The organism is Sphingobacterium alkalisoli, from assembly GCF_005049105.1.
GTDB lineage: Bacteria > Bacteroidota > Bacteroidia > Sphingobacteriales > Sphingobacteriaceae > Sphingobacterium > Sphingobacterium alkalisoli.
In genome coordinates, this window is sequence record NZ_SUKA01000003.1 from 505011 (window position 1) to 525733 (window position 20723).

At 43.4% G+C, this 20723-nt stretch carries 21 protein-coding genes; 3 read left to right on the forward strand and 18 right to left on the reverse strand.

What is annotated here, in order from left to right; translation table 11 throughout:
* The 8 genes from FAZ19_RS11750 to FAZ19_RS11785 all read right to left on the reverse strand — a co-directional run bounded on the left by FAZ19_RS11750 (position 1) and on the right by FAZ19_RS11785 (position 10289).
* On the reverse strand, positions 1-2361 hold the full coding sequence (locus tag FAZ19_RS11750) for an outer membrane beta-barrel family protein (RefSeq protein WP_136820913.1): 2361 nt from the start codon (positions 2359-2361) through the stop codon (positions 1-3).
* Between the two features lie 79 nt (positions 2362-2440).
* Positions 2441-3586, reverse strand: a complete 1146-nt coding sequence (locus tag FAZ19_RS11755; protein ID WP_136820914.1) for a PepSY-associated TM helix domain-containing protein — start codon at positions 3584-3586, stop codon at positions 2441-2443.
* 9 nt (positions 3587-3595) lie between these two features.
* A complete protein-coding gene (locus FAZ19_RS11760) occupies positions 3596-4801 on the reverse strand; it encodes a DUF4374 domain-containing protein (protein WP_136820915.1) in 1206 nt (401 codons plus the stop codon).
* A 6-nt stretch (positions 4802-4807) separates the two neighbouring features.
* Positions 4808-7189 (reverse strand): TonB-dependent receptor plug domain-containing protein, encoded by a 2382-nt coding sequence (locus FAZ19_RS11765; protein WP_136820916.1) that lies wholly within the window; start codon positions 7187-7189, stop codon positions 4808-4810.
* Between the two features lie 94 nt (positions 7190-7283).
* Positions 7284-8519: a hypothetical protein gene (locus tag FAZ19_RS11770; RefSeq protein WP_136820917.1), complete on the reverse strand. Its 1236-nt coding sequence runs from the start codon at positions 8517-8519 to the stop codon at positions 7284-7286.
* A 4-nt stretch (positions 8520-8523) separates the two neighbouring features.
* Positions 8524-9195 carry a hypothetical protein gene (locus FAZ19_RS11775; protein ID WP_136820918.1) on the reverse strand — a complete coding sequence of 224 codons (672 nt, stop codon included), beginning with the start codon at positions 9193-9195 and terminating at the stop codon, positions 8524-8526.
* 51 nt (positions 9196-9246) lie between these two features.
* Positions 9247-9795 carry an RNA polymerase sigma-70 factor gene (locus tag FAZ19_RS11780; RefSeq protein ID WP_136820919.1) on the reverse strand — a complete coding sequence of 183 codons (549 nt, stop codon included), beginning with the start codon at positions 9793-9795 and terminating at the stop codon, positions 9247-9249.
* A 143-nt stretch (positions 9796-9938) separates the two neighbouring features.
* Positions 9939-10289 carry a nuclear transport factor 2 family protein gene (locus FAZ19_RS11785; RefSeq protein WP_136820920.1) on the reverse strand — a complete coding sequence of 117 codons (351 nt, stop codon included), beginning with the start codon at positions 10287-10289 and terminating at the stop codon, positions 9939-9941.
* Between the two features lie 242 nt (positions 10290-10531).
* Here FAZ19_RS11785 and FAZ19_RS11790 point away from each other — a divergent pair, with 242 nt between their 5' ends.
* Both FAZ19_RS11790 and FAZ19_RS11795 read left to right on the forward strand, forming a co-directional pair.
* Entirely contained in the window at positions 10532-11131 is a 600-nt protein-coding gene (locus tag FAZ19_RS11790; protein WP_136820921.1) for a DNA alkylation repair protein, read from the forward strand.
* Positions 11132-11325: 194 nt separating this feature from the next.
* Positions 11326-11577 (forward strand): hypothetical protein, encoded by a 252-nt coding sequence (locus tag FAZ19_RS11795; RefSeq protein ID WP_136820922.1) that lies wholly within the window; start codon positions 11326-11328, stop codon positions 11575-11577.
* A gap of 67 nt (positions 11578-11644) precedes the next feature.
* Here FAZ19_RS11795 and FAZ19_RS11800 read toward each other — a convergent pair whose 3' ends face one another.
* The 9 genes from FAZ19_RS11800 to FAZ19_RS11835 form a co-directional block, all read right to left on the reverse strand.
* Positions 11645-11824 (reverse strand): hypothetical protein, encoded by a 180-nt coding sequence (locus FAZ19_RS11800; protein WP_136820923.1) that lies wholly within the window; start codon positions 11822-11824, stop codon positions 11645-11647.
* Complete coding sequence (locus tag FAZ19_RS23880; protein WP_169305644.1) at positions 11808-12083, reverse strand: hypothetical protein; 276 nt, start codon at positions 12081-12083, stop codon at positions 11808-11810. The genes FAZ19_RS11800 and FAZ19_RS23880 overlap by 17 nt, the downstream gene beginning before the upstream one ends.
* 307 nt (positions 12084-12390) lie before the next feature.
* Positions 12391-12843, reverse strand: coding sequence for a DUF5675 family protein (locus FAZ19_RS11805; protein ID WP_136820924.1), 453 nt, complete (start codon positions 12841-12843; stop codon positions 12391-12393).
* A complete protein-coding gene (locus FAZ19_RS11810; protein WP_136820925.1) occupies positions 12843-13484 on the reverse strand; it encodes a fibronectin type III domain-containing protein in 642 nt (213 codons plus the stop codon). Before FAZ19_RS11810 ends, FAZ19_RS11805 begins: the two co-directional genes overlap by 1 nt.
* Positions 13485-13748: 264 nt before the next feature.
* Positions 13749-14339: a hypothetical protein gene (locus FAZ19_RS11815; protein WP_136820926.1), complete on the reverse strand. Its 591-nt coding sequence runs from the start codon at positions 14337-14339 to the stop codon at positions 13749-13751.
* A gap of 203 nt (positions 14340-14542) precedes the next feature.
* Complete coding sequence (locus FAZ19_RS11820; protein ID WP_136820927.1) at positions 14543-14863, reverse strand: MerR family transcriptional regulator; 321 nt, start codon at positions 14861-14863, stop codon at positions 14543-14545.
* Between the two features lie 10 nt (positions 14864-14873).
* A complete protein-coding gene (locus tag FAZ19_RS11825; protein WP_136820928.1) occupies positions 14874-15686 on the reverse strand; it encodes a LytR/AlgR family response regulator transcription factor in 813 nt (270 codons plus the stop codon).
* Positions 15687-15704: 18 nt separating this feature from the next.
* Positions 15705-16760 (reverse strand): sensor histidine kinase, encoded by a 1056-nt coding sequence (locus FAZ19_RS11830; protein ID WP_136820929.1) that lies wholly within the window; start codon positions 16758-16760, stop codon positions 15705-15707.
* 64 nt (positions 16761-16824) lie between these two features.
* Positions 16825-17778 carry a hypothetical protein gene (locus FAZ19_RS11835; protein WP_136820930.1) on the reverse strand — a complete coding sequence of 318 codons (954 nt, stop codon included), beginning with the start codon at positions 17776-17778 and terminating at the stop codon, positions 16825-16827.
* A 520-nt stretch (positions 17779-18298) separates the two neighbouring features.
* Here FAZ19_RS11835 and FAZ19_RS11840 point away from each other — a divergent pair.
* Positions 18299-19306, forward strand: coding sequence for a helix-turn-helix domain-containing protein (locus FAZ19_RS11840; protein ID WP_136820931.1), 1008 nt, complete (start codon positions 18299-18301; stop codon positions 19304-19306).
* 4 nt (positions 19307-19310) lie between these two features.
* On the opposite strand, the gene FAZ19_RS11845 is transcribed toward FAZ19_RS11840, so the two are convergent.
* The gene (locus tag FAZ19_RS11845) at positions 19311-20426 is read right to left on the reverse strand and encodes a Fic family protein (RefSeq protein WP_136820932.1); all 1116 of its coding nucleotides are present in this window, start codon (positions 20424-20426) and stop codon (positions 19311-19313) included.
* Between the last annotated feature and the right edge of the window lie 297 nt (positions 20427-20723).

The following is a 20723-nucleotide window of genomic DNA, read 5'->3' on the forward strand; positions in this document are numbered from 1 at the left end:
TTATTCGCCAAACCGATAGCTAACGGAAACAATTATTTTTTGATTGTCCGGAAAATCCGAATGGTATACAATGAGGTCGCCGTATTGACTCGTATATCTGGGGTTTGCATTTCGTATAAGTCCAGTCGCCGCAATTTTTACCATAGCACGATCTTTCCACATCTTTTTCTCTGCAGCGAGATCGAGCCCATATCGCCGATCGGAACGTGTTGCTCCGGTCGTTACGCCCGAGTTATAGTATGCCGAAGCCTCCCCTCTCAGCCCCGGGGTAAAGTGAAGCGTATGCTTGCTATTTGCAGACCAGCTGCTACCACTATTGTCTAATGTAATATCATTTATCGCTCCACTATAGCTATTATAAAAACCATTGAGGTAATGACTGGCGGTCCACCACGAACTAAAGCTGTTATTGTACATCATGCTGGCACTATAGTTCCGATAACGGCCTATATTTTCCGGCCTTGTCAAATTTTCAGCGGGCAGGCTTCCCACTCGGCTCACCCAATTTATTACATTCAGACCATAGCTCATGCTCAGCGTGGTAAACAATTTATTCCTAAATCCGTGTCCCAGCTCAGCGATGTAGCTCCGTTCAGGTTGAAGGTTTGGGTTTCCTTCTGTATAACTATATGCATCCTCGTATATCCTAAAAGCATTAATGTCGTGATCTCCCGGACGTTCGATTCTACTGCTTACTGAAGCACGAAACAGGTGTTGTTCATTGAGGTGATAAGTAGCCGACGCATTTGGGAAGATATGCATATAACGTTGCCTATTTGTTTCTTGAAGCGTCATCTGTTCAGCCTTGATAAAGGTATATTCTCCACGCAGCCCAACCTGGTATTCCAGCTTCTGCAGCTTACCGGAGAATATAAAATAGAGCGCTTCAATATGTTGCGTATATTGAAAACGATTAGAGGTCGTATAATCACGCACCCAGCGGTTATCCTGTAGCGTGTCATTCGCAACGTCATTATTTATAAAAAAATACGTAGCCTTCCATCCCAATTCCAGTTTTCCTGCGTCTCCTAAAGGTGCGCTATAATCCAACCTACCGGCATAGGTCGTATTACTCAATGCTTGTTTATTCGTACGTGCTGTGTTACCGCGGTCTGTTCCCTCCCTGTCAAAGAAATTCGTCTGAAAAATATTGTCATATTCATTCGTATGTGGCGCATAGTCTAGGTTTATTTTTAGGAAATGGTCTTCTCCTTCGTATTTATTGACATAGTTTATATTAAAAGTCAAGTTGTTATACATTTCATCAAAGCGATTATTTGTCGTAGCCCGCTCCATGTCCACATGCGTACGGTCGTCTATCCACATGTCTATATCTGCTGCGCTAATGAAGCGGCCTCTCATCCAGTGGAAACTGGCATCCAACACTCCACCGTCATCAAAGGTATAGCTTGCTCCTGTGCGCAAGCTGTGGTATCGTCCCGGATCAAGCCGTTTCTCTTCCTTTTGCCGCTGTACCATTGTGACGCAACCATCCGTATAAAATTTGCGCTCAATTGCCGAACTATCTTTTGATTGCTCATAGCCGAGCGACCCATTTATGTACATATCCAGGCTATTGACCCGGTAATGAATTCCACCACCTCCGACACCCTGCGAACCACGCGACCGCGAGCCCCTAACGAATACGTCGCCGCCAAAACCTAATTTTTTATTGCGTTTGGTCACTATGTTAATGATACCCGCAGTTCCCGCAGCGTCCTCCCGGGTCGATGGATTACTCATCAATTCCAGCTTTGCTACATCGCTGGCCTGCATACCCCGGAGCATGCTGGCCAACTGTTCGCCCGAAAGATAGGTATCCCGACCGTCAATAATCACCCGTGCACCTGCACGGCCTTGAATCGAAAAATTACCTTTTCCATCGGCCAATACGCCTGGAGTTTTCTCCAGTAGCTCCAACAGGTTATTTCCCTCGCTCAGAACCGTACCTTCCACGTCGACCACCATCTTATCTACATATTGTCTAATTCCAGGCTGTTTACCCACCACGCTCACCGCTTCAATTTCCTGCCCCACAGCCCGTAAGATGACCGGTACTGCCGTATGGAGCCCCCCTGTTTTCAAATCAAGATCAGCACTCAGATGCGGCTCAAACCCCAAGATCTTGTAGTGCAGTTTATAGGTTCCCGGCCTATCCACCCGAAAGCTGAAATTCCCCCGCTGATCCGTTTTCTGTTGGGCGTAGACCAGCGAATCCGGTATAGATAATAAACTTATGCTGGCATCACCCAACGCATTCCCCTCCTCTGTCAATACTTTTCCAGATAAGGATACTTGCGCAGTCAATGCCGTATGTATAAAAAAAGATAACGCCAATAAAAACACGTATTTCGCACTCATGTATAAAGAATCAATTGATGTTAAAAAAATTAACTACCCAACATATCGGCACCATCTGGTTACCAGTAGATCGTAGCCACTATTTGCGCTTACCCAGCCATACGCAAAAACCTGTTATGGGTAAAGATGCACAGATAAGACTCGCAAAAAAATAAAGCCATTTGGTAAACATTCCACCAATGTATCCCGTGTGCAGTCCGTAATTCGCACGCATAAACCAGTTTGCAGTATCCTCCTCGTCCATCGGTTTGTCCGAGCTCGATAACAAATTAAGGTTCTCGCGATCAAAGTACAGCACACGCCATGTACCGCCCGTCATATCGGTACATGCATAAATAGCTTCGTCGGTGTCCTTCGGGAAGTGAATACTGATTTCCATTGGGTTGTGCTTCGCTATCTCGTGTGTCACTTTATGCCAAATGACATCCATCTTTTTATCCATACCTGTCGGCAGGGGGCTCGTCCATTTTTCGATCACATACATCGGCGGATCAATCGCTTTAGTCCCGCCCAAGGCCGAAAAGACACTTTCGCGAACCACGATAAACCCCATAACCAATCCTGTAAACGCCATTAATAGCCCCAATAAAAGGGCATAGAAACCCAATACATTATGAAGATCGTAATTGATCCGCTTCCATTTGCCCTTCCAAGTAATCATAAAAGCCTGCCTCATCTGCCGCTTTTTCCACTTTTTAGGCCACCACAGTACAATACCTGTAAGCAACAGCAGGCCAAATATGAGGGTGGTCCAAGACACTACCGCCCTTCCGAGTTCAGGGGGCATCCACAGGTTGCGATGCCCCTCGTCTATCTCATGGAAAAAATCTTCATGATCAATCTGCGCCAATACCTTTCCAGTATAGGGATTCGCATAAATCAAGAGTTCACTGTCGTCGGGCGTGATTTTTACAGGGGCATCATCACCATAGTACCAGAATTTTCGAATGTGCATATCCGGTATCTGCTGCGCTACCCGTTTGCGCATCTCCGAGGGGGGTAGAAGATTTTCTTGTCCCAGGTTTTCTACGTTCCACCAGGGGCGCGACCATTCCGTAATCTCTTTTTGAAAGACTAAGATACAGCCCGTTAGACTGATAAGTACTACAGGGATACCCGATACAATACCCACCCACAGATGAAACCAATCGTTTGCACGTCGCCACCAAACTTTCTTCTGCTTTTTCTTTCTAGAACGGATGGGATTCTTTTTCTCCTCGATCATTAAAACGTATTATTTCAGTTTATCAATACGAGAAAAGGAATTGTAACCACCCTGTATGCTCAAGCCCCGGGTTACTTTATCGCTGTCAGCGTCATAAATCCAGATATAATCCGTTCCTTGTCCGGATAAAACCGCTATATAGGCTTTACCATCTTCCACGTAAATGTTTCTTTCGCCCGACGCAACTGCAGGTATCTCCGTCAATTTGCGCACCTCATTTCCTGTCGCCAGATCAAGGATAATGTATCCGAATTTCGTGTTTTCATAGCCTTCCATTTCTTGCACCTTTAAGATCGCCTTTCCGTTACCGAGATCCATAAATACCCCGGCAGCTGCCTCTTTACCGGTTTCCTGTAATACATCCACATAATACGTTTTATCCAGCTCATCTTCCCCTTTTTTGATCCGGTAGATTCCTTTTGGCGCACGCGATCCGTTCTCGTTCCAAACTAGATTCCAGCTGGTCAGGAAGTACATATCGCCGTTATGATCCACAAAAGAAGTTGCAAAATATCCCGATGTGTTGCCCACTCCTACTGATCGGTCGTCCGTAGAGATGTTGGTCACGGCAAATCCCGGGTAGCTCACCGCCATGGTGTACAAGCGTGGATATACGCGAAAAGCAGTAGTATTTTGCATATTTACCGAAAAAAATAATTTACCATCTTTAAATTGAAGATCTCCACCTACCAGATATTTGTTATAGCTTTCAGGCCGTTGGGGAAGACCAGTAATAGTACCTGTGGTAATAGACAGATCGTCTGTGTCGATGACGACAGTATTCACCGCATCGCCCGACGCGTTATTTCCGATCATCACGAGTGTATGATCATTTACCCAGGTATGACCAGCCAGAGAAGCCAGATGCGAAAACGGAACCTCCTTCACGACATTCACCGCTCCATTCTCGAGCTTATATTTTCCCAATCTTCCTTCCGCTGCATTATAAAAGTAATAGAAGCCGTCTTTCACAATAACAGAGTTGTTCAGCTTGGTTGTCACGTCGATCCCATTTCCCTGCAATTTAGTCGATCCTTGTGTCAGGTCGTTCACGTTAAGCGCATAATAACTGGTATTGGGCCAGGTTCCTAACTGAATCCACAAGGCAAAGGCCGCATCATCCGCTACGGGAATGTCGTCGTCATTGTTGTCTTTCTTACAAGAAGTAGTGCATATAAGCAGCACCAAGGCTAATTTTAAAAATTTAGTATACATGTTGATTTAGTTATTTTGAATTAATAAGTAACGAAGTTTTACATAGCATGCTCTGCCGGGCCTTTGCAAGCGAAAATTATCAAACGTAAGTTCATTTGTGAGGTTTCTACATTCAAACGAAATATTGTACTTACCGCCCGGTGTAGCATAGGATACAATGGCACTATGGATCAATTGCTTTGGGATAATCTCTGTTGAATTTTCGGTCGATATATTTGCCCAGGAACGGTAATACCACTGCGTAAAGTGCGTCATCAGGTTGAGCTGCAGGCGGCTGTCGTAATTTGGCCATCCCTGCTTGGTAATGCCCAGATCAAAATTCCCGAATAACCACGGACGGTTAGGGATTTCGCTTTCATACGTACTGGAGATTCCGTTAGATGGATCGTTATTCAAGTACTTGGTATTATCAATCGCCTGTTGGTACGTCAGGTTAACCATGGCCGACAACCAATTTCCATACCCATACCGCACTTCGCCTTCTACACCACGCACCAAGCTGTTGGTCAGGTTCTGGTACTGTATCATATTATTTGCGTACTGATTCGGAGAGATAAAATCCTTGACGTTGCGATACGTACCGAGCGCTTCCACAAACCAATCGTGCTTGCCCGACTGCAGCCCGTAATACAGTCCCAGATTCATGTTGTTGCTGGCCTCCGGCTTTAGGTCAAGGTTGTTAAATATCTGGAAACCATCACCAAACATCTCGTTAACATCCTGTAAGCGGTACGTGTTTTCATACGATGCCTTAATACCTGCATGCGGTGCCCATTTATAAACCGAAGCGATCGCATAACCATAATAACTGTTGTAATCCGACACATTCACCATGCCCTGCACCCCATAATCATACTGTCGCTTTTCCGTGCTCAATCCATAATATTTAGCCATGAAGGTGTTTGTCCACCGGTCAAACCATTCGTGCTGGTAAGCCAATCCGACAATATGTTTACCCAACTTCCCTGGCATATCATCATTTTCAACATAATAGGCGTTGTATGCATTATTCTCAATCTGGTCTAGGGTATAATTCAAACTTAGCTTATGATGGCCAGATAGGCGATAATTGGCATTTGCCCGTGTAAATATACGTGGCCTTTTTACTGTCGCTAGCCCAAATGTTCCCGTCTCTGAATTTCCTTCCGTATACGAGCCGTCCCAACGGTAGTTACGGAGCACCGTGTCGGCCACTACGCTATAGTCCCTAGAATAGTTTGCAAATAAGCTGAGGTCAAGCTTATCGGCCAACAAACCTGTTTTGCTATAGCGAAGGCTAGCTGCTTTTGCGTTTCCGTCGCGACTTACATTGCCGTAAACAATAGATTGCCTTACACCGGTTTGCACCTGCTTGTCAAAATCAGTATAACCTACCCCAATAAAAAGAGCATCTGCCCAGGATTTATTGACTACGCCGACCTCAAAACGCCCCATTATCGAACGGTATCTGTCATTAAAACGTGGCAGATCGCGTAATACGAAGGCATTATTCTCCACTGCCTCTACATCGCGCATGAGGTAATTATTTTTAGAATAGTTTAAAAAACCACTTGCTTTGAATACCAGCCCAGTGGGATGATGCACATATTGTGTATTCAAAGCAGACTGATTACTTTGAAAAGACCCATAACTATGGCTGATATCCAAATAATTTGCTAGCGATTTGTTCGTCACGATATTGACCGCGCCGCCCAACGCATCGGATCCCAACTCGATCGGCGCCACACCCTTGTATACTTCTATCCGGTCGGCCAGGTTTACCGGTATATTGTTAAGCGACATTGCGCTCCCCATGATATCGAGCGGCACCCCATCCATAAAAAACTTAACAGCACTGCCGGATAACCCATTGACCGAAAACTCAAAGTCGGAACCCATACCTCCCTGCTCTCTGACCTTTACACCCGTTGAACGGTTAAGTACCTGATTTAGATCGGCCGTTGTATTGGCAAGCCTACGCGTATCGATCGCATTAACCGCAAATCCCTGCTCCTTCAGTTGGCGTGTTTCCGAACGGCCGGCAACTGCTACTTCATCCATCTGTCGCGCATTTCGCCTAAGGATGATCAGGTTGGTATTTACCCGGTCCGGCTGTTGCGCCTCTATTTCCTGCCGCTGTACCCTGAAACCAATACTGCTCAATGCTATCGAATAGCTTCCGGTATTTGGCACGGGAAGAAGAAATACGCCAGCTTGATCGGTACGGGTCGAATGTGCTGTTTCTGCAATTTTTACCGTTACCCCTTCCAGAGGGGTATTATCCGCGTCAACGACCCGTGCCGTAATGACATATTGTTGTTGCGTCTGCCCTAGCCCCTGGAGCAGGATCATCGCAAAAAGAAAAATTAAACTGATGCGGAACCCCTTATTCCTAAAAAATGCGACCATGATTCTTTACTTGATACAATACCATAGTAGCACAACTGCGTATTTTCCGCAATGCGATCTTATCTTTTTTTAGAATAAATTTAAATAAGGTGGTTTACTCGGTATGTAGCCGCTCTAGACGGAAGATATAATCGATGTTTCCGGCTATATGTAAGCCCATTTCGAGGTGTTGGTCTTTTGTTCGGTAAAGCCAGACATCATTATTGCCCTTACCGTCATTTATGGTGATGTAAGCTGTATCACCCTCTACCAATACACAGGTACGCGAAGACCCTCTATCGAGTGGCAGATCTAATTTACGGCTATAGGACGGATCCAAAAGGTCGATTTCGTAGAACTCATTGTGCGGTAGCAGGTAATGTTCTTTATAATCGCGAAATAGATCTTTACGTTCACTACGGACAATAGCTTTGTTGCCACCCAGGTACCACATACCATACGCATGGTTGTGGATTTGCGAGTCCGATACATTATAAAAGTATGAGGTATCCAGATGCTGCTCTCCTGCTTTGATCCGGTAGATTGCCGTGGGTTGTTGCGGATTTGCACCGCGCACAATTCCCGGAGCAGACATAAAGTAGAAGTCGCCTTTTTCATCTTCAAACGTATTCTGCTGCGCCGTATTAACGTTTCCAGGATAGGTTGAACGTGCATCCTTATCGACATTGAGCAGCTTCATCTCCGGATACGAGAATTGCGCCACGTATACCGTGTCGGCAGATCCATAGCCCATTTCCGAATTGGTATAATGGTACGTATATCCCATCCATAGCTGTTCCCCTCTTTTATAGACAAACCCGACCGACATATTATCGAAAGGACCTGCGGGTGCATCCAAAGCGAGTTCGTCAATGTGTACACGCATATCCTGTACATTGATCTTTGCATAACGCTTCTTTTTCCGTCCGACGCTATGGTTCACTATAAAAAGGTGCCTATCATCGAGAAAGAGTGCATTGTCGGGATAACTAAATCCTTCCAGGTATACGGAATCTAGCCGTAAAAACTTTTTATCCTGTATTTTCCCTTTAATGAGGTATTCGGTTTTGGAATCTACAAAGTAATAGAAGCCATCGCGAACGAGCATGTAGTACCAGATTTTGGCTGGACGGTCAAGCAAAGCCCCGTTTATCACGGGATCTATCGTACCGGTATCAAGCTGTTCGGCCTGCCAGATGTACTGCTGTCCATCTGTCGTCATGAACAGCATGCTGTAAGGAAGCTTTTCCCTTCCTTTCTCCGGTTGGCATGAAGTAAAAGACAGCATGCCGCACAGCATACCGAAGAGAATTAAGATAACACCAACCTTCCCCTTATTCTTTTCTTTCATGTGCTTAAATGCCGAACTGTGCCCGTAACGAGTTTTGTAATAACGGAGGTAAGTCGTTCAGATCACGCTCACTTTTGACAATAATCTCTCTATTTTTATGATCACCAAGATCCAAGGCAAAATAGGTTTCGCCCGCATTGACCAACAGTTCTTTCCGATATTCCTTATTATCATACGAATTCTTGGCCGCGAATGCCAGTCTCATGGTTTTATTTACGGTAACTTTTACCGTGCCACAAAAATTAACGAGCTCTAATTTATCAATAAAATTGGCCTTGCTATTTTCGCCTGTCACGACACTTACACCAGCTATGCCGCTGCCAGCTACTGTTTGATCGTTTTTTATTTGGTTGTTATACGGTGTTTTACCACTATCGAGTACCCAAAAACATATAAAACCAGCTACTAAAACAGCTGCCGCACCCCAATATGTGCTACGCAAGCGGAGGTTGTTTATAAAGGTAATTACCGTTTTCTCCCGTGGCTCTTTTTCAATTGTTTCGGCCTTTAAAGAGCCCCATATGTCTTCTTTTATCGCATTTTTATCCGCTATTTCCAACGGTGCCGATAACACTTCATCACTATCCGTATTTAACCAAGCTTCCACCTGCGCCTTTTCCTGTTCGGAACAGCGCCCCTGATGGTATTTTGCGATAAGTTCTTTGGAAATATCCATAGCTAATTAGCACGATAGTTTGTACAAAAATACAAAAATAAATATGGAAAGTTAGGATAAGTCGGCGTTGTATTTTCCGTCTAGCTTTTTCTTCAGCAACTTCAAAGCATTTGCCCAATGGTATTCGACGGTGCGCTCCGAAATCGTCAACAGGCCGGCAATCTCCCTGTTGGTCAATCCCCTTTGATGCCGCATCTGAAAGATTTGACGGCAATGTTGCGGTAGGCGTTCTACCAGCATTTCTAATGTTTCTGATAACGAGCGCTGCATGATGGTATCTTCCGTGATGTTCGAATGTTTTTGGCTGTGTTCAGCAACACATTTTAAATGCTGTGCCCGTAATTGCTTATTGCGGATGTATTCAAAAACTTTAAGCTTAGCAGCCCGCAATAGATAACGTTCGTAGGAGGTGTTAATCTCCAAGGTGTCGCGTCTTTCCCAAAGCGATTTGAAAATATCCTGCACCAGCTCTTTCGCGACCTCTAGGTCGTCGGTATTCTTATAACATATGGTAAACACTTTCTCCCAATACGTATTATATATCTCGGTAAAGGTTTCATCATTGATGTTCAACGACGATGATTCAGCTAATTTAAACATTTCGGCAGTTTCAACATACAGGCGCAAATATACTTATTTAAAATCAATCTAAACAAGAGTAATCTGAACAAAAAAGCCACATTCACGAATAGAACATCATACGTCCAAACTTATATAGTAAAGCTTGAAAGTCCATGCATTTTTTATTCGCCAAACTTATAATGTGCTCTGACTTTACTTACTTTCCCTTCATCATTCAATTCCATATATTCTGCCGAAAAGGAATTATTCACGCTTCGGTAAAACAGTACCGTTGAATGTGCTCCTTTGAGTTCGTGATAGAATTCAAAATGCAGGTCGGGATATTTTCGCAGGGCTTTTGAAAAGTATTCCCTTAAATCACTTTTATTAGAAATTTTGCCTTCCGCGTTTATTCCCATTTGCTGAATAATGGGCGAAACAAAATCTATGCTTTCGCTGTAATGTTCCATTATCTTGTCTAAATCATGGCTGTTCCATGCATCGAGCCACTCGTGGACAAAATTGGTATTCATATCCGTTTATTTTGATTAACTGTTTTAAATAATTTCCTCTTAACTCAGCCCAAACATGGGCGATGTTTCTATATCCAATAGATTGCGTTAAGTTTACTAACTGTAGGCGGTTGAGCCACGGGCAACGCTGGTCATATTTTTGTTTATACTAATATAACACTTTTCAAATAACTTTTCACTAAGTTTACTATACTTTTTCCACATCAAGAATGAATGCGGTGAGGGTCAATAAACTGGGTAATATGGATCAACTATTGGAAGGTATAAAGAAAATTGAACACGGCTTTAAGCACATTGTCGAAGCTGGTAGTCTCATCCTAAAAGATAAACCGGACAATCCTTTTGACCTAGCTGTAAGCTTCTCAACCGATGAATATTATCAGGTAAGGATGTTGGCGACCTATTTGTTCGGGCAGCTTTCTGCAGACGATCCTCGCGCACTTGAAATGCTGGAAACACGGATTGCACATGACACTAATTGGAGAGTGCAGGAAATGCTCGCAAAAGCATTTGATCATTACTGCCAGATCATTGGCTATGAAAAAAGTTTACCAACCATACAAAAGTGGCTGTCAGACAAAAACGCAAATATAAGAAGAGCTGTTATTGAAGGATTACGTATCTGGACAAGTCGTCCTTATTTTAAAGATAATCCTACCTTAGCCATACAGCTCATCAGTTTACACAAATCTGATGATAGTGAATACTTACGTAAATCCGTTGGCAATGCACTTCGGGATATCAGTAAACATCATCCCGAGAAAGTGTTAGCTGAAACCTCAACCTGGGACTTGACTGATAAGAAAACAACATTTACTTATAAGCTTACCAAAACGAAATAAAAAGCAAAACTGTACATCAGTAAAAGATAAAAAAAGCTAGAGCCCTTATCACAAAAGGCTCCAGGCTTTTACTTATGCTCTACCTAGGCCCTTTATTAACCTTGGTGAACTATTTTGGAATAAGAATTTTTGCAGCAACTTATCAAATAAATTTTTACCTTCATTCAAAAGTTGAGCTACCTTAACATGAATTTATGAAAGAAGACGAAATTAAAGCGCTAAGCGACCAAGAGCTGTTAGACAAGCTTCAGAAAACAAAATCCAACAAAATAATAAGTGCAGGATTTATTGGCTTATTAATAGGTATATCCCTGTATAGCATATGGAAAAATGGGGTAACCTTTTTTTCCTTTTGTCCATTGGTATTTGCAGGGATTTTGGTCAGTAGGCACAATAAGACGGGCAAGGCCCTAGAGGATGAGCTGAGGCACCGAAATATAAGTTAAAGGCAAATCAATAAATGTCCTGCGAAACAGTAACACCTACTCGGTTACTGTTTGCAGGACATTTCCGTTACTGCGGATGTTTCTTTTTTATCGTCTTAGCCAGTAGCCTGCTCACCAAGAAACTGACGCAAGCACCCACGGCCGATAGGATTGCCGTTTGTAAGATATCGCCCCATTGGATGCTTGCCCAAACGGAACAGATGGTACCCCCGAGGGTACCTATCTGCACATTATTCAGGGGCTTCATCGCGTTCCTCCTTTGCGATATCCGATTCCTGCTCCTCGATATCCAATTCCTGCTTCCCGTTATCCGATCCCTGTTTCCCGGTCTCCAATTCCTGCTTCCCGATATCCGGTCCCTCCTTTCCGTTATCCAGTACCGATTCGATGATGCCTAATCCCACGGCGACGTATTTCAGAATATTCAGGGCTTTGCCCGGTAATTTAATTGGAGCCAACAGTACCACCTGTACCGCTCGGCTTATTTTGTTTATGATGCTACGCATAGTATTAAGTATTAAGTATTTAGTATTAAGTATTAAGTATTAAGTATTAAGTATTTAGTATTTAGTAGTGAGATCAAAAGTTGTTATCACGTCACTGCGAGAAGGCACGACGAAGCAGTCTTAGATTAACTACGTTAAAGATCGCCACGTCGCTGCGCTCCTCGCGATGACGAGAAAAACAGTCTAGTCACTAACCCCTAGTCACCAGTCACGATTTACGACTCACCAATTCCTGATTCCGGCTACCCGTTTTCCTGATTTCCAGTCACGATTCACCAGTCACTAACCCCTAGTCACCAATCACCAATCACGGGTTACCAATTTCGATCCATGCTTCACCCTCTGCCACTGAACCTATCAGCAAGCTATACAGACGTTTATACGCCTTCGCGGACTTGGTCAGGACATAATCCTTGTCTTTGTCTTTCTCCTGCTTATAACTATCGCCAACCAGTAGACATCCCGAGGTATCACCGATATTATTGCCGATGTGGATGTACACATACGAGAAGTTCGGTATATGCTTTATCTCGATCATGCCGCGGTGCAGATCCGGAAAACGTTTCTTGTACCGGGCATTCATAGCTCCATAGGTATTCAATTCTAGCTTATACTTCCCTGCTGGTATGGCCGTGGCTCCTTTGATCTTGACTTCCCGAATCGAGTCCTCCAGTCCATAGCAGAAAAATTTACCGTCGATAAATAATTCGGACAGGGTACTGTTTTTCCCCTGCCGAATACGTTTTACTACGAGTATCATTATCGCGCGATCAAGGATACCGGTTCGCTCCAATCTCCCGTTCCTTTTCCATTGCGGGCACGGACACGGACGTAATATTGCGTCCCGGGTGTCAGCTCCATTACGAAATTGCCACGGGAAGAGGTCGTCATCAAGGTCTGATTCCACTGAATTTCGCCCTGCTCGTTGATGCTGCCGCCAATCGCTATCTCATAGTCCCAGGCTCCTTTAACGGGTGTCATATCAATATGCATCATACCGCTGACGCGACCGTCGCGCAGGCGTAGCCTTTGTGGTACCAGGGGTAACTGCGACGATGAGGGTTGTGCAACCAATACCAGCCCAGTACTGAGCAGCATAGACAGTTGTCCGTTGGCTATTTCATTGACGTAGTGCGCCAGATTACGAAGACCAACCAGTAACGCCTCGCGGCTCTCATTCTTCTGACTGATCTCCAATGCGCTTCCGCGCCTGCTCGCAATCTCATGCTGCGCTATATAGTTGTTTACCAGCGTTTCGAGCACGTCTAGTGCAGGGTTAGGCGTCGGGAAATTTGCAATTGCATTCGTGTCCTGCATTGCTTTAAGCACTCTACCTGCTAGTGTAGATAGTTCATAGTCGGACCATGGACTGTAATTTGATATCACCTTTTCTTTTCTCATGATTTGTTGTATTATTTAAAAATTTTGGACATGACTTACTTTCCGAAACCATACTTAACTAAGTATCTGAAGCGGTGGATTTCGTTAGGCGGGCCACGTAAATGAAGGTGCTGTTTGTGTATCATGTCCCAAAGATGTAGGGACACAAATTGTTTTGAGATTTTATGGTCAAAGATGGTCAAGGTTGTTCAACATCGCCCATTTTACTGGTCAAAGTTGGTCAAACTCTACTCCTTTAGCGATTGCAAATGCACGGAACTAAATCTAAAAAACGCAGGTAGCAAACCTAAGTGCGGCGTTTGCAAACACGAATGCCGCATATGCGAACACAAATGCGGCGTTAGCAATTGCAAATACCTGATACGTGTTTGCGAATGCGGTAAACGCAATCCCAAATGCGTGACTAGCAAACACAAATGCCGCATATGCAGACACAAATGCGGCGTTAGCAATTGCAAATACCTGATACGTGATTGCGAATGCGGTAAACGCAATCCCAAATGCGTGACTAGCAAACACAAATGCCGCATATGCAAACACAAATACGGCTTTAGCAATTGCAAATACATAGCACGTGTTTGCGAATGCGGTAAACGCAATCCCAAATGCGTGACTAGCAAACACAAATGCCGCATATGCAAACACAAATACGGCTTTAGCAATTGCAAATACATAGCACGTGTTTGCGAATGCGGTAAACGCAATCCCAAATGCGTGACTAGCAAATACAAATGCCGCATATGCAAACACAAATACGGCGTTAGCAATTGCAAATACATCGCACGTGTTTGCGAATGCGGTAAACGCAATCCCAAATGCGTGACTAGCAAACACAAATGCCGCATATGCGAACACAAATGCGGCGTTAGCAATTGCAAATGCAGTTGGGCACCGTCGGCACCGTCCTGTTAATTGTATAAGTAATGATTTTTACAAGTGGTACGACAAGGTGTGGCTTTTGTCCTTTACTATTCGCAGGGATATTGGTCAATGGGCATAATAAAGTTGGCAAAGCAATAAAAGATAAATTGCATCATCGAAATTTAAGCTAAGGGCAATTACAGTTTACCTTTGTTTCCACTGTACCACTTCTTCGCGGCAATAACTTCTGCGCGTATGAGCCGCACGTTTTTCAATTGGTTAAGGCTGGTCAACTTCCCCTCCCGTCGTAGTTTATTGATCGTGGTACGCGATACATTCAACTCCAGGTAAGCCTGTCGCACGGTCATTAATTCCTCTTCCGTATAGGCGATCTGTTTCTCCTCCGCCTCATTTTGTCTTTCATCCCCCTGCTGATTTTCTGATCCCGGAAGACGTTTTTGCAGCAGTTCCAGCATAGCCACAAGTGTCAGTAATATTTTTTCATTTTGGTTTTTCATGGTCTTTCATTTAGGTTCCAAATGTGTTGCTGTCTACAAAATTGTAGAACTGTTTATAAACAAGCCTATCCCCGGCTGGCAACGTTATTCTTTCGCTCAGATCTGGCTTTTTATTGAAGCCTTGCTGCTTGGGTGCCGTTGCAAACTGCGATTCCCTAATCGTTAGTTCAACGGTCTTCTTGGAAAATCCCCTGTAAAAATTGATGTTAAAAACGAAGCTTTGTTGGCATTGTTTGAACCATTTACTGGGCAATACCTCGAGAATCTCCTTAAATGGTTGGTTACTGATGCGCGGTTCTGATTCGCCGACGAGGTAAATTTTCAGCTTGCCATCCCTACTTTCGATGTAAATGATATTTTTAAGCCAGATGATCACACGGGAATATTTTATATGGGCCTTGATATTGAAATAAGAATTGTGTCCCTCTAATGAATCTTCAGATATTGGGATCAGCTTCTCGAGCTCACTGTCCAAGCGGCGCAATGCGCCTTTCAGTCGACTTTCAGACACCGGCTTCAATAAGACATCCGCTACACGGAGGTCATAGCCCCGGTCTTCATAGCTGTGGTGTGCCGTATATAAGATGATCTGTATGTTTTTATCCGTCAGTAAGGTGATAAACTCAAATCCGGTCATTTTTTTTAGTTCGATATCCAGAATGATAAAATCTACCGGGTTCGTTCTCATGTATATCAAGGCGTCTTGCTCGTCCTCAAAGCAGCCTGCTATCTCGACATGATATATCCGTTCAAACATTTTCATTAAATCATCCATATACTTTCGCTGGTCATCAATGATAATACCTACTATTTTTCGTCTCATCTGTGTGTTGTTATGTGTTTATATGGTTACGTGCAAGTGCGCGATAAATTCGTTGTCCGTTCTTGTTGTATTAAAACTGTAGCAATCTCCAAAAATGAGATCTAGCCTCCGTTCTAGGTTTTTCAACCCCGTTCCATGGCTTGCAGTACTTTTTCCTTTTCTCAACCGGTTGCTTATTGTCAACGAAAACGCATCCGCCCCGGTGCTGATATCAATCTGTAACGGCTTGTCGGGATCTGACAGGTCGCCATGTTTCAAGGCGTTTTTTACCAGTGATAATAATGTAGTCGGTGGCACGACGAACCGAAAGACGTTGCCCGTTATATTCCAGGAGAAATGCAGTTGCTCGTGACTGGAGGTATGCTGTATCTTTAAGAAGCGTTTTACCTGCTGGATTTCCTCTTGGAGCAGTATGGTTTCAGGGCCGTCCATATCGCTGGCTTTCATGTAAAAGAGCATGAGCTGATAGGTATCTTCTACGATAGCTGCTAGTTCTGGCTGGTCGGGGTTCGCCTTTTTTTTCCAGTCATCAAAAATAGTAGCCATGATATGCGGACTTACCTGTGCGGCCAATGAGGTGTATTCATACCTACTTTTGAGCTTTTCGGCTTCCAGACGCTTTTCCATTTCTGTCGTCTTTTGCTCGGCAGCGTACAGTTTCCTCCGATACTGGAAATATAGTAATGCCAGTATGCTAAAATTACCCATCATCACCAGCACCGACTGTACAAACTCCCGCCAGTTAAAATTACGATCTGGGACCAGGTAGTTTCCATAATATAACGCCGTATTGTTCATTCCATATAATACATAGTATATCAAGAGGCCAGACAGCCCGTAAAATAAAATTAAATACGTTGCTCCGCGCCAATGCTTCCCATGAAGGAAGTACTTTACAAGAATCCCCAGTACACTATAGAATACGACAGCAAAGACCGGAATAGTAACGATAACAGTGAGCCATGAAATACGCGGATTTTCTAAGACGTTCATACCGTAGAAGTACAGCCCATAGATGACCCAAAAAGTAATATGCGGACGTAATTTTTCCGCCAGTAGTAGTAGTTTTTTCATAAGCAATCGGCATTCAAGAGACTTGTGATCCGTAGTTATATTACGTTAAAGGAAAACAATATACTTAAATAGTTATTTGTTGACAAAAAATATTACATAATCTATCGAACTTATCTAAATTCAACGGGTACGATAGATAATTCGATTTATCCAGTATAAAGTAATGATCTTCCTGTCTGAAAGGCACATACCGGTCTGTATCTGGGAGGTAAATCTTATCTGCCGAGAGCCGGATGCTGTCCTGCAGATAAAATAAATTTTCCCATGCAAATGGACGGGATCTCAGGCTACGCGCAAAATCAGCATATAGCGCATGGACGCAACGATAAACAAAATTGATTCTTGAATCATTCGCCAGCGGCCGATAAATAGTTGGTTTAAATTCTCGGTTATTATTACGATCCATGCATTCCCAGGCGGCATAAATAGGCACATCGCTGAGGTACGCTATATGCGCAAATCCAGTTCTGATCCACAACGTGCAGTGCAAAAAATCCATTGACATGGCATGAGTCTGCAACTCAGTTTTTCCCAGTCCTTTACCCCCATCCACATAGCAGAGGATGTGATATCCCTTCCCGAGGTAAGACCTTATCTGAAAAAACAAGCGCGGGTCCTCCGCGACGATAAAGCCTACGTTTGCACACCTCTCCTCATCTAGGATGTTCTGATAATACGCTTGTTGTTTTTCTTTGACCGTCTGGCTCACCATTATACAGATGGGTATATGAGATAGGGCCAGCAAAAGCGGTAAAAGTCGATAATGTCCAAAATGAAAAGTCGCTATGATACCCGGCGTTAGCATTTGCCACTCCGCGTTAAATGGTAGATCAGCAAGTAAGAACGGATGCGCATCACCGGCCTGTTGGTCTGCGAAACTATTCGCTTTATGAAATAGGTCGACCTGCTCGTCGAATGCTGAAATACCCAATACATGGTGCACATTGGCGGAAAAGAAAGCAAATGCCGCACTGTCGTTACCCGACAAGATGCCTTTGTGTGTAAATATGTTGTTCATATATATATACTAACAATTGTTATTTATACATTGGTTAAGTAGGCGTGAGCAACAGAAGTTCCGTTGCCCTCGCCTTTTAAGATTATTTTATGATTCGACCTCTAGCGGAAAGATGATCTGGCACTTGCGCGCCGGATCTCTTTCTTGTAATAAGTCGGTCATCTCTTCTAGGGAAATGGGCGTATTGGCTAATACATCCCACATTTCCAAAAGCTGATTTAATTCCATTTTGAATATGATGTCAATATAAAACCATAGTCCGGTCTCGCACCGGATTTACGGCTTCAGGCACTGAAGACTAGCGATCGATCGAGATAAAATTGTGGTAAAAAGAAACGAAATCAAAGCTCCTGTAGGTAAGATGCAGGTTGCATAAGGTAATGATGTTGTTTGCCAAAAAGATTATAGGCAAACGGCACTTTATGGGGTAGCAAATGGCATTATAGGCTTACTTTCGTTTTTCTAAAAATGTATTCGGAACTTTAAAACCTATATTTAACTAATTAAATACTAAACGATTATGAAGAAAAGTTTCCATTTACAGCTCCACGAATATTTTAATTCGGTAGAAAGCCTCGGCGAGCTACAACTCGAACCTACCCTCCTGATGCAGCATGCCGAAGCCAGCTACTGGAAGACCGGTAAGGACGAGGCCATCCTACAGGAATTTGACGGGCAGCGGGGCTTCCTCTACCACCTTGATGTCACCCTCGAAGCGGCTCGCATGATTCCACTTGAAATCGACCGGAGCGATCTCCATATCCTGTACGTATTATCCAGTGATGGATCCCTCTTTCTATACGATACAACTGCCGAGCCCCTTACCGACATTGCTTGCGAGCGGGCACGTTACCTTTATCTGCCACCAGATGATTACGCGATAGAACTGCCTAAGGGCCGCTCGCAGATCTTCGGACTTTATTTTAGCGGGCGGATATTTCGGCACGGCAACGAGCGACCCTACGATTTTCTTAAGCCACTCATTGCAGCCTACCGCGATAAAGCAGCGGAACCACAATGCAGTATCGATTTTAGCGTCGGCCCGCAGACGAAGCTGCAGATCGAGATCATCTGTAGGGAACTACGCGCAAAGCAGCTCAATAACGAAGCTTTTATCTACGCTAAGCTGATCCAACTGATCGAACTCTCCTTGGAAAAAGTTGGGCAGGAACAGACGAAAGAGCAGCATGATAAGCGCATTGCCGTAAATGCCCGAAACCTGCTGGCGCTATATATTGAAGATGAAGGACAGTCTGCCAGCTTGAAAAGATTGAAAAAAGATTTAAAGCTCGATTCGGATACCATAAGCCGATCTTACAAGCGCTATTTTGGCACGACCTTAAGCGACCTACGAGAAGAATTGCTATTGGAAAAAGCAAAAGAATATCTCCGCGCGGGGCATACCGCTACCGAGACTGCTTATGCGCTTAATTATAGTTCCATCTATTCATTCAGTCGCTTTTTTAAAACACAGGCCGGCATAAGCGTTAGTGAATATGTACGGCGATTGCGGAAGGGAGAAGAATGAAAAATTATTCAGAAAGAATGCGGTAAAGTTCCAAATTAAGATAATAAGCACTTCCAGACATTATTCTCTTTTCTAATACGCCCATACCTACTAGTTGATCAAGATACTTTCTTGCGGTATTTTCGGCATAATCGGTATCCAAATGTTGTACACGAGTAAATGGTTGGGTAAATAATGCATTTACTAAAATAGCTGGTCTACTAAAATCTGTTTCTTTTTCAACCAACTGTAAAATTGCATCTTTAGCGCTGACAATATCATTAATTTTATTATAAGTAATATTTGCTGTTACCTCTAGTGCTTTGAGCATATATATCAACCACTTTTCCCAGTTGCCACGTTGGGTAACACCTGCCAATCCGGCGTAATATTCCTCTTTGTTTTCGAGGATATAACGGCTTAAATAAAGGATTGGGTAATCGAGCAAGCCTTTTTTTGTCAGATAGTGAATATTAAAGATACGACCAGTACGCCCATTCCCATCTCTAAAAGGATGGATTGCTTCAAATTGAAAATGTCCTATAGCCATTTTCAATAGCGGGTCTAAAGGGTATATCTGATCGTCATTCATAAAATCAATTAGATTGTTAATCTTCGCTGTTATAATTCCCGTTCCTCTAGGCGGGGTATAAATAGCCTTTCCTGCATTTAGTCCGGTTCCTCCTTGTTTAATATATGTCTGCGCGACCGGAGGTCTGATCCCATCGCTATATCCGGTAACCGCACGGTATACTTTTTCGAAATAAGCTACATCGAATTTCTGATCATCATTTAAGTATTGATAACCTTCCCAAAGTGCCGATCGGTAATTGAGCACCTCTTTTGCTGGTCCACTTGCTTGTTTAACTTGGTCTTGACTATAAGCCTTATACAGCTCATCATCTGTTGTAAAAATATTTTCAATCGCACTTGAAGCTTTTGCTTCCTGTAAACTAATTGAATTAATGAGCAGGCCTTGATTTGGAATTACAATACTTCGCCCCTGTAAACGACCTAGCGCAGCTTTGGCATTTCCAAGCTGTTCATAAATAGCTATTGATTGATAAATTTTTTGCTCAATAGGCAGCTCCGGTAATTCATTCCATGGTTTATTACGATCTGGATTTATTTTATAAGCCATATACAAATATATGTAAAAAAAAGATCATCACACCTTAAAACAATCCATTTTTTAAGGTAAACGTAAATTTTCACCTTAAAATGTTTGCTTACATTACAACCGACCTTAAAATTCCATAGTTTTTAATGCTAACGCGAATCTTGGCCTTAAATAAAAACGGAACACCTTTAACGACTGCATGCAGTTGATAACCGTACTTATATATTTTTACCATGATACGCGCAGCTTTCGGATCATTTCGAGGATATCTTCGAAATGATCCCAACGGCGAAAACTCCATAGAATTTATAAAGCGCA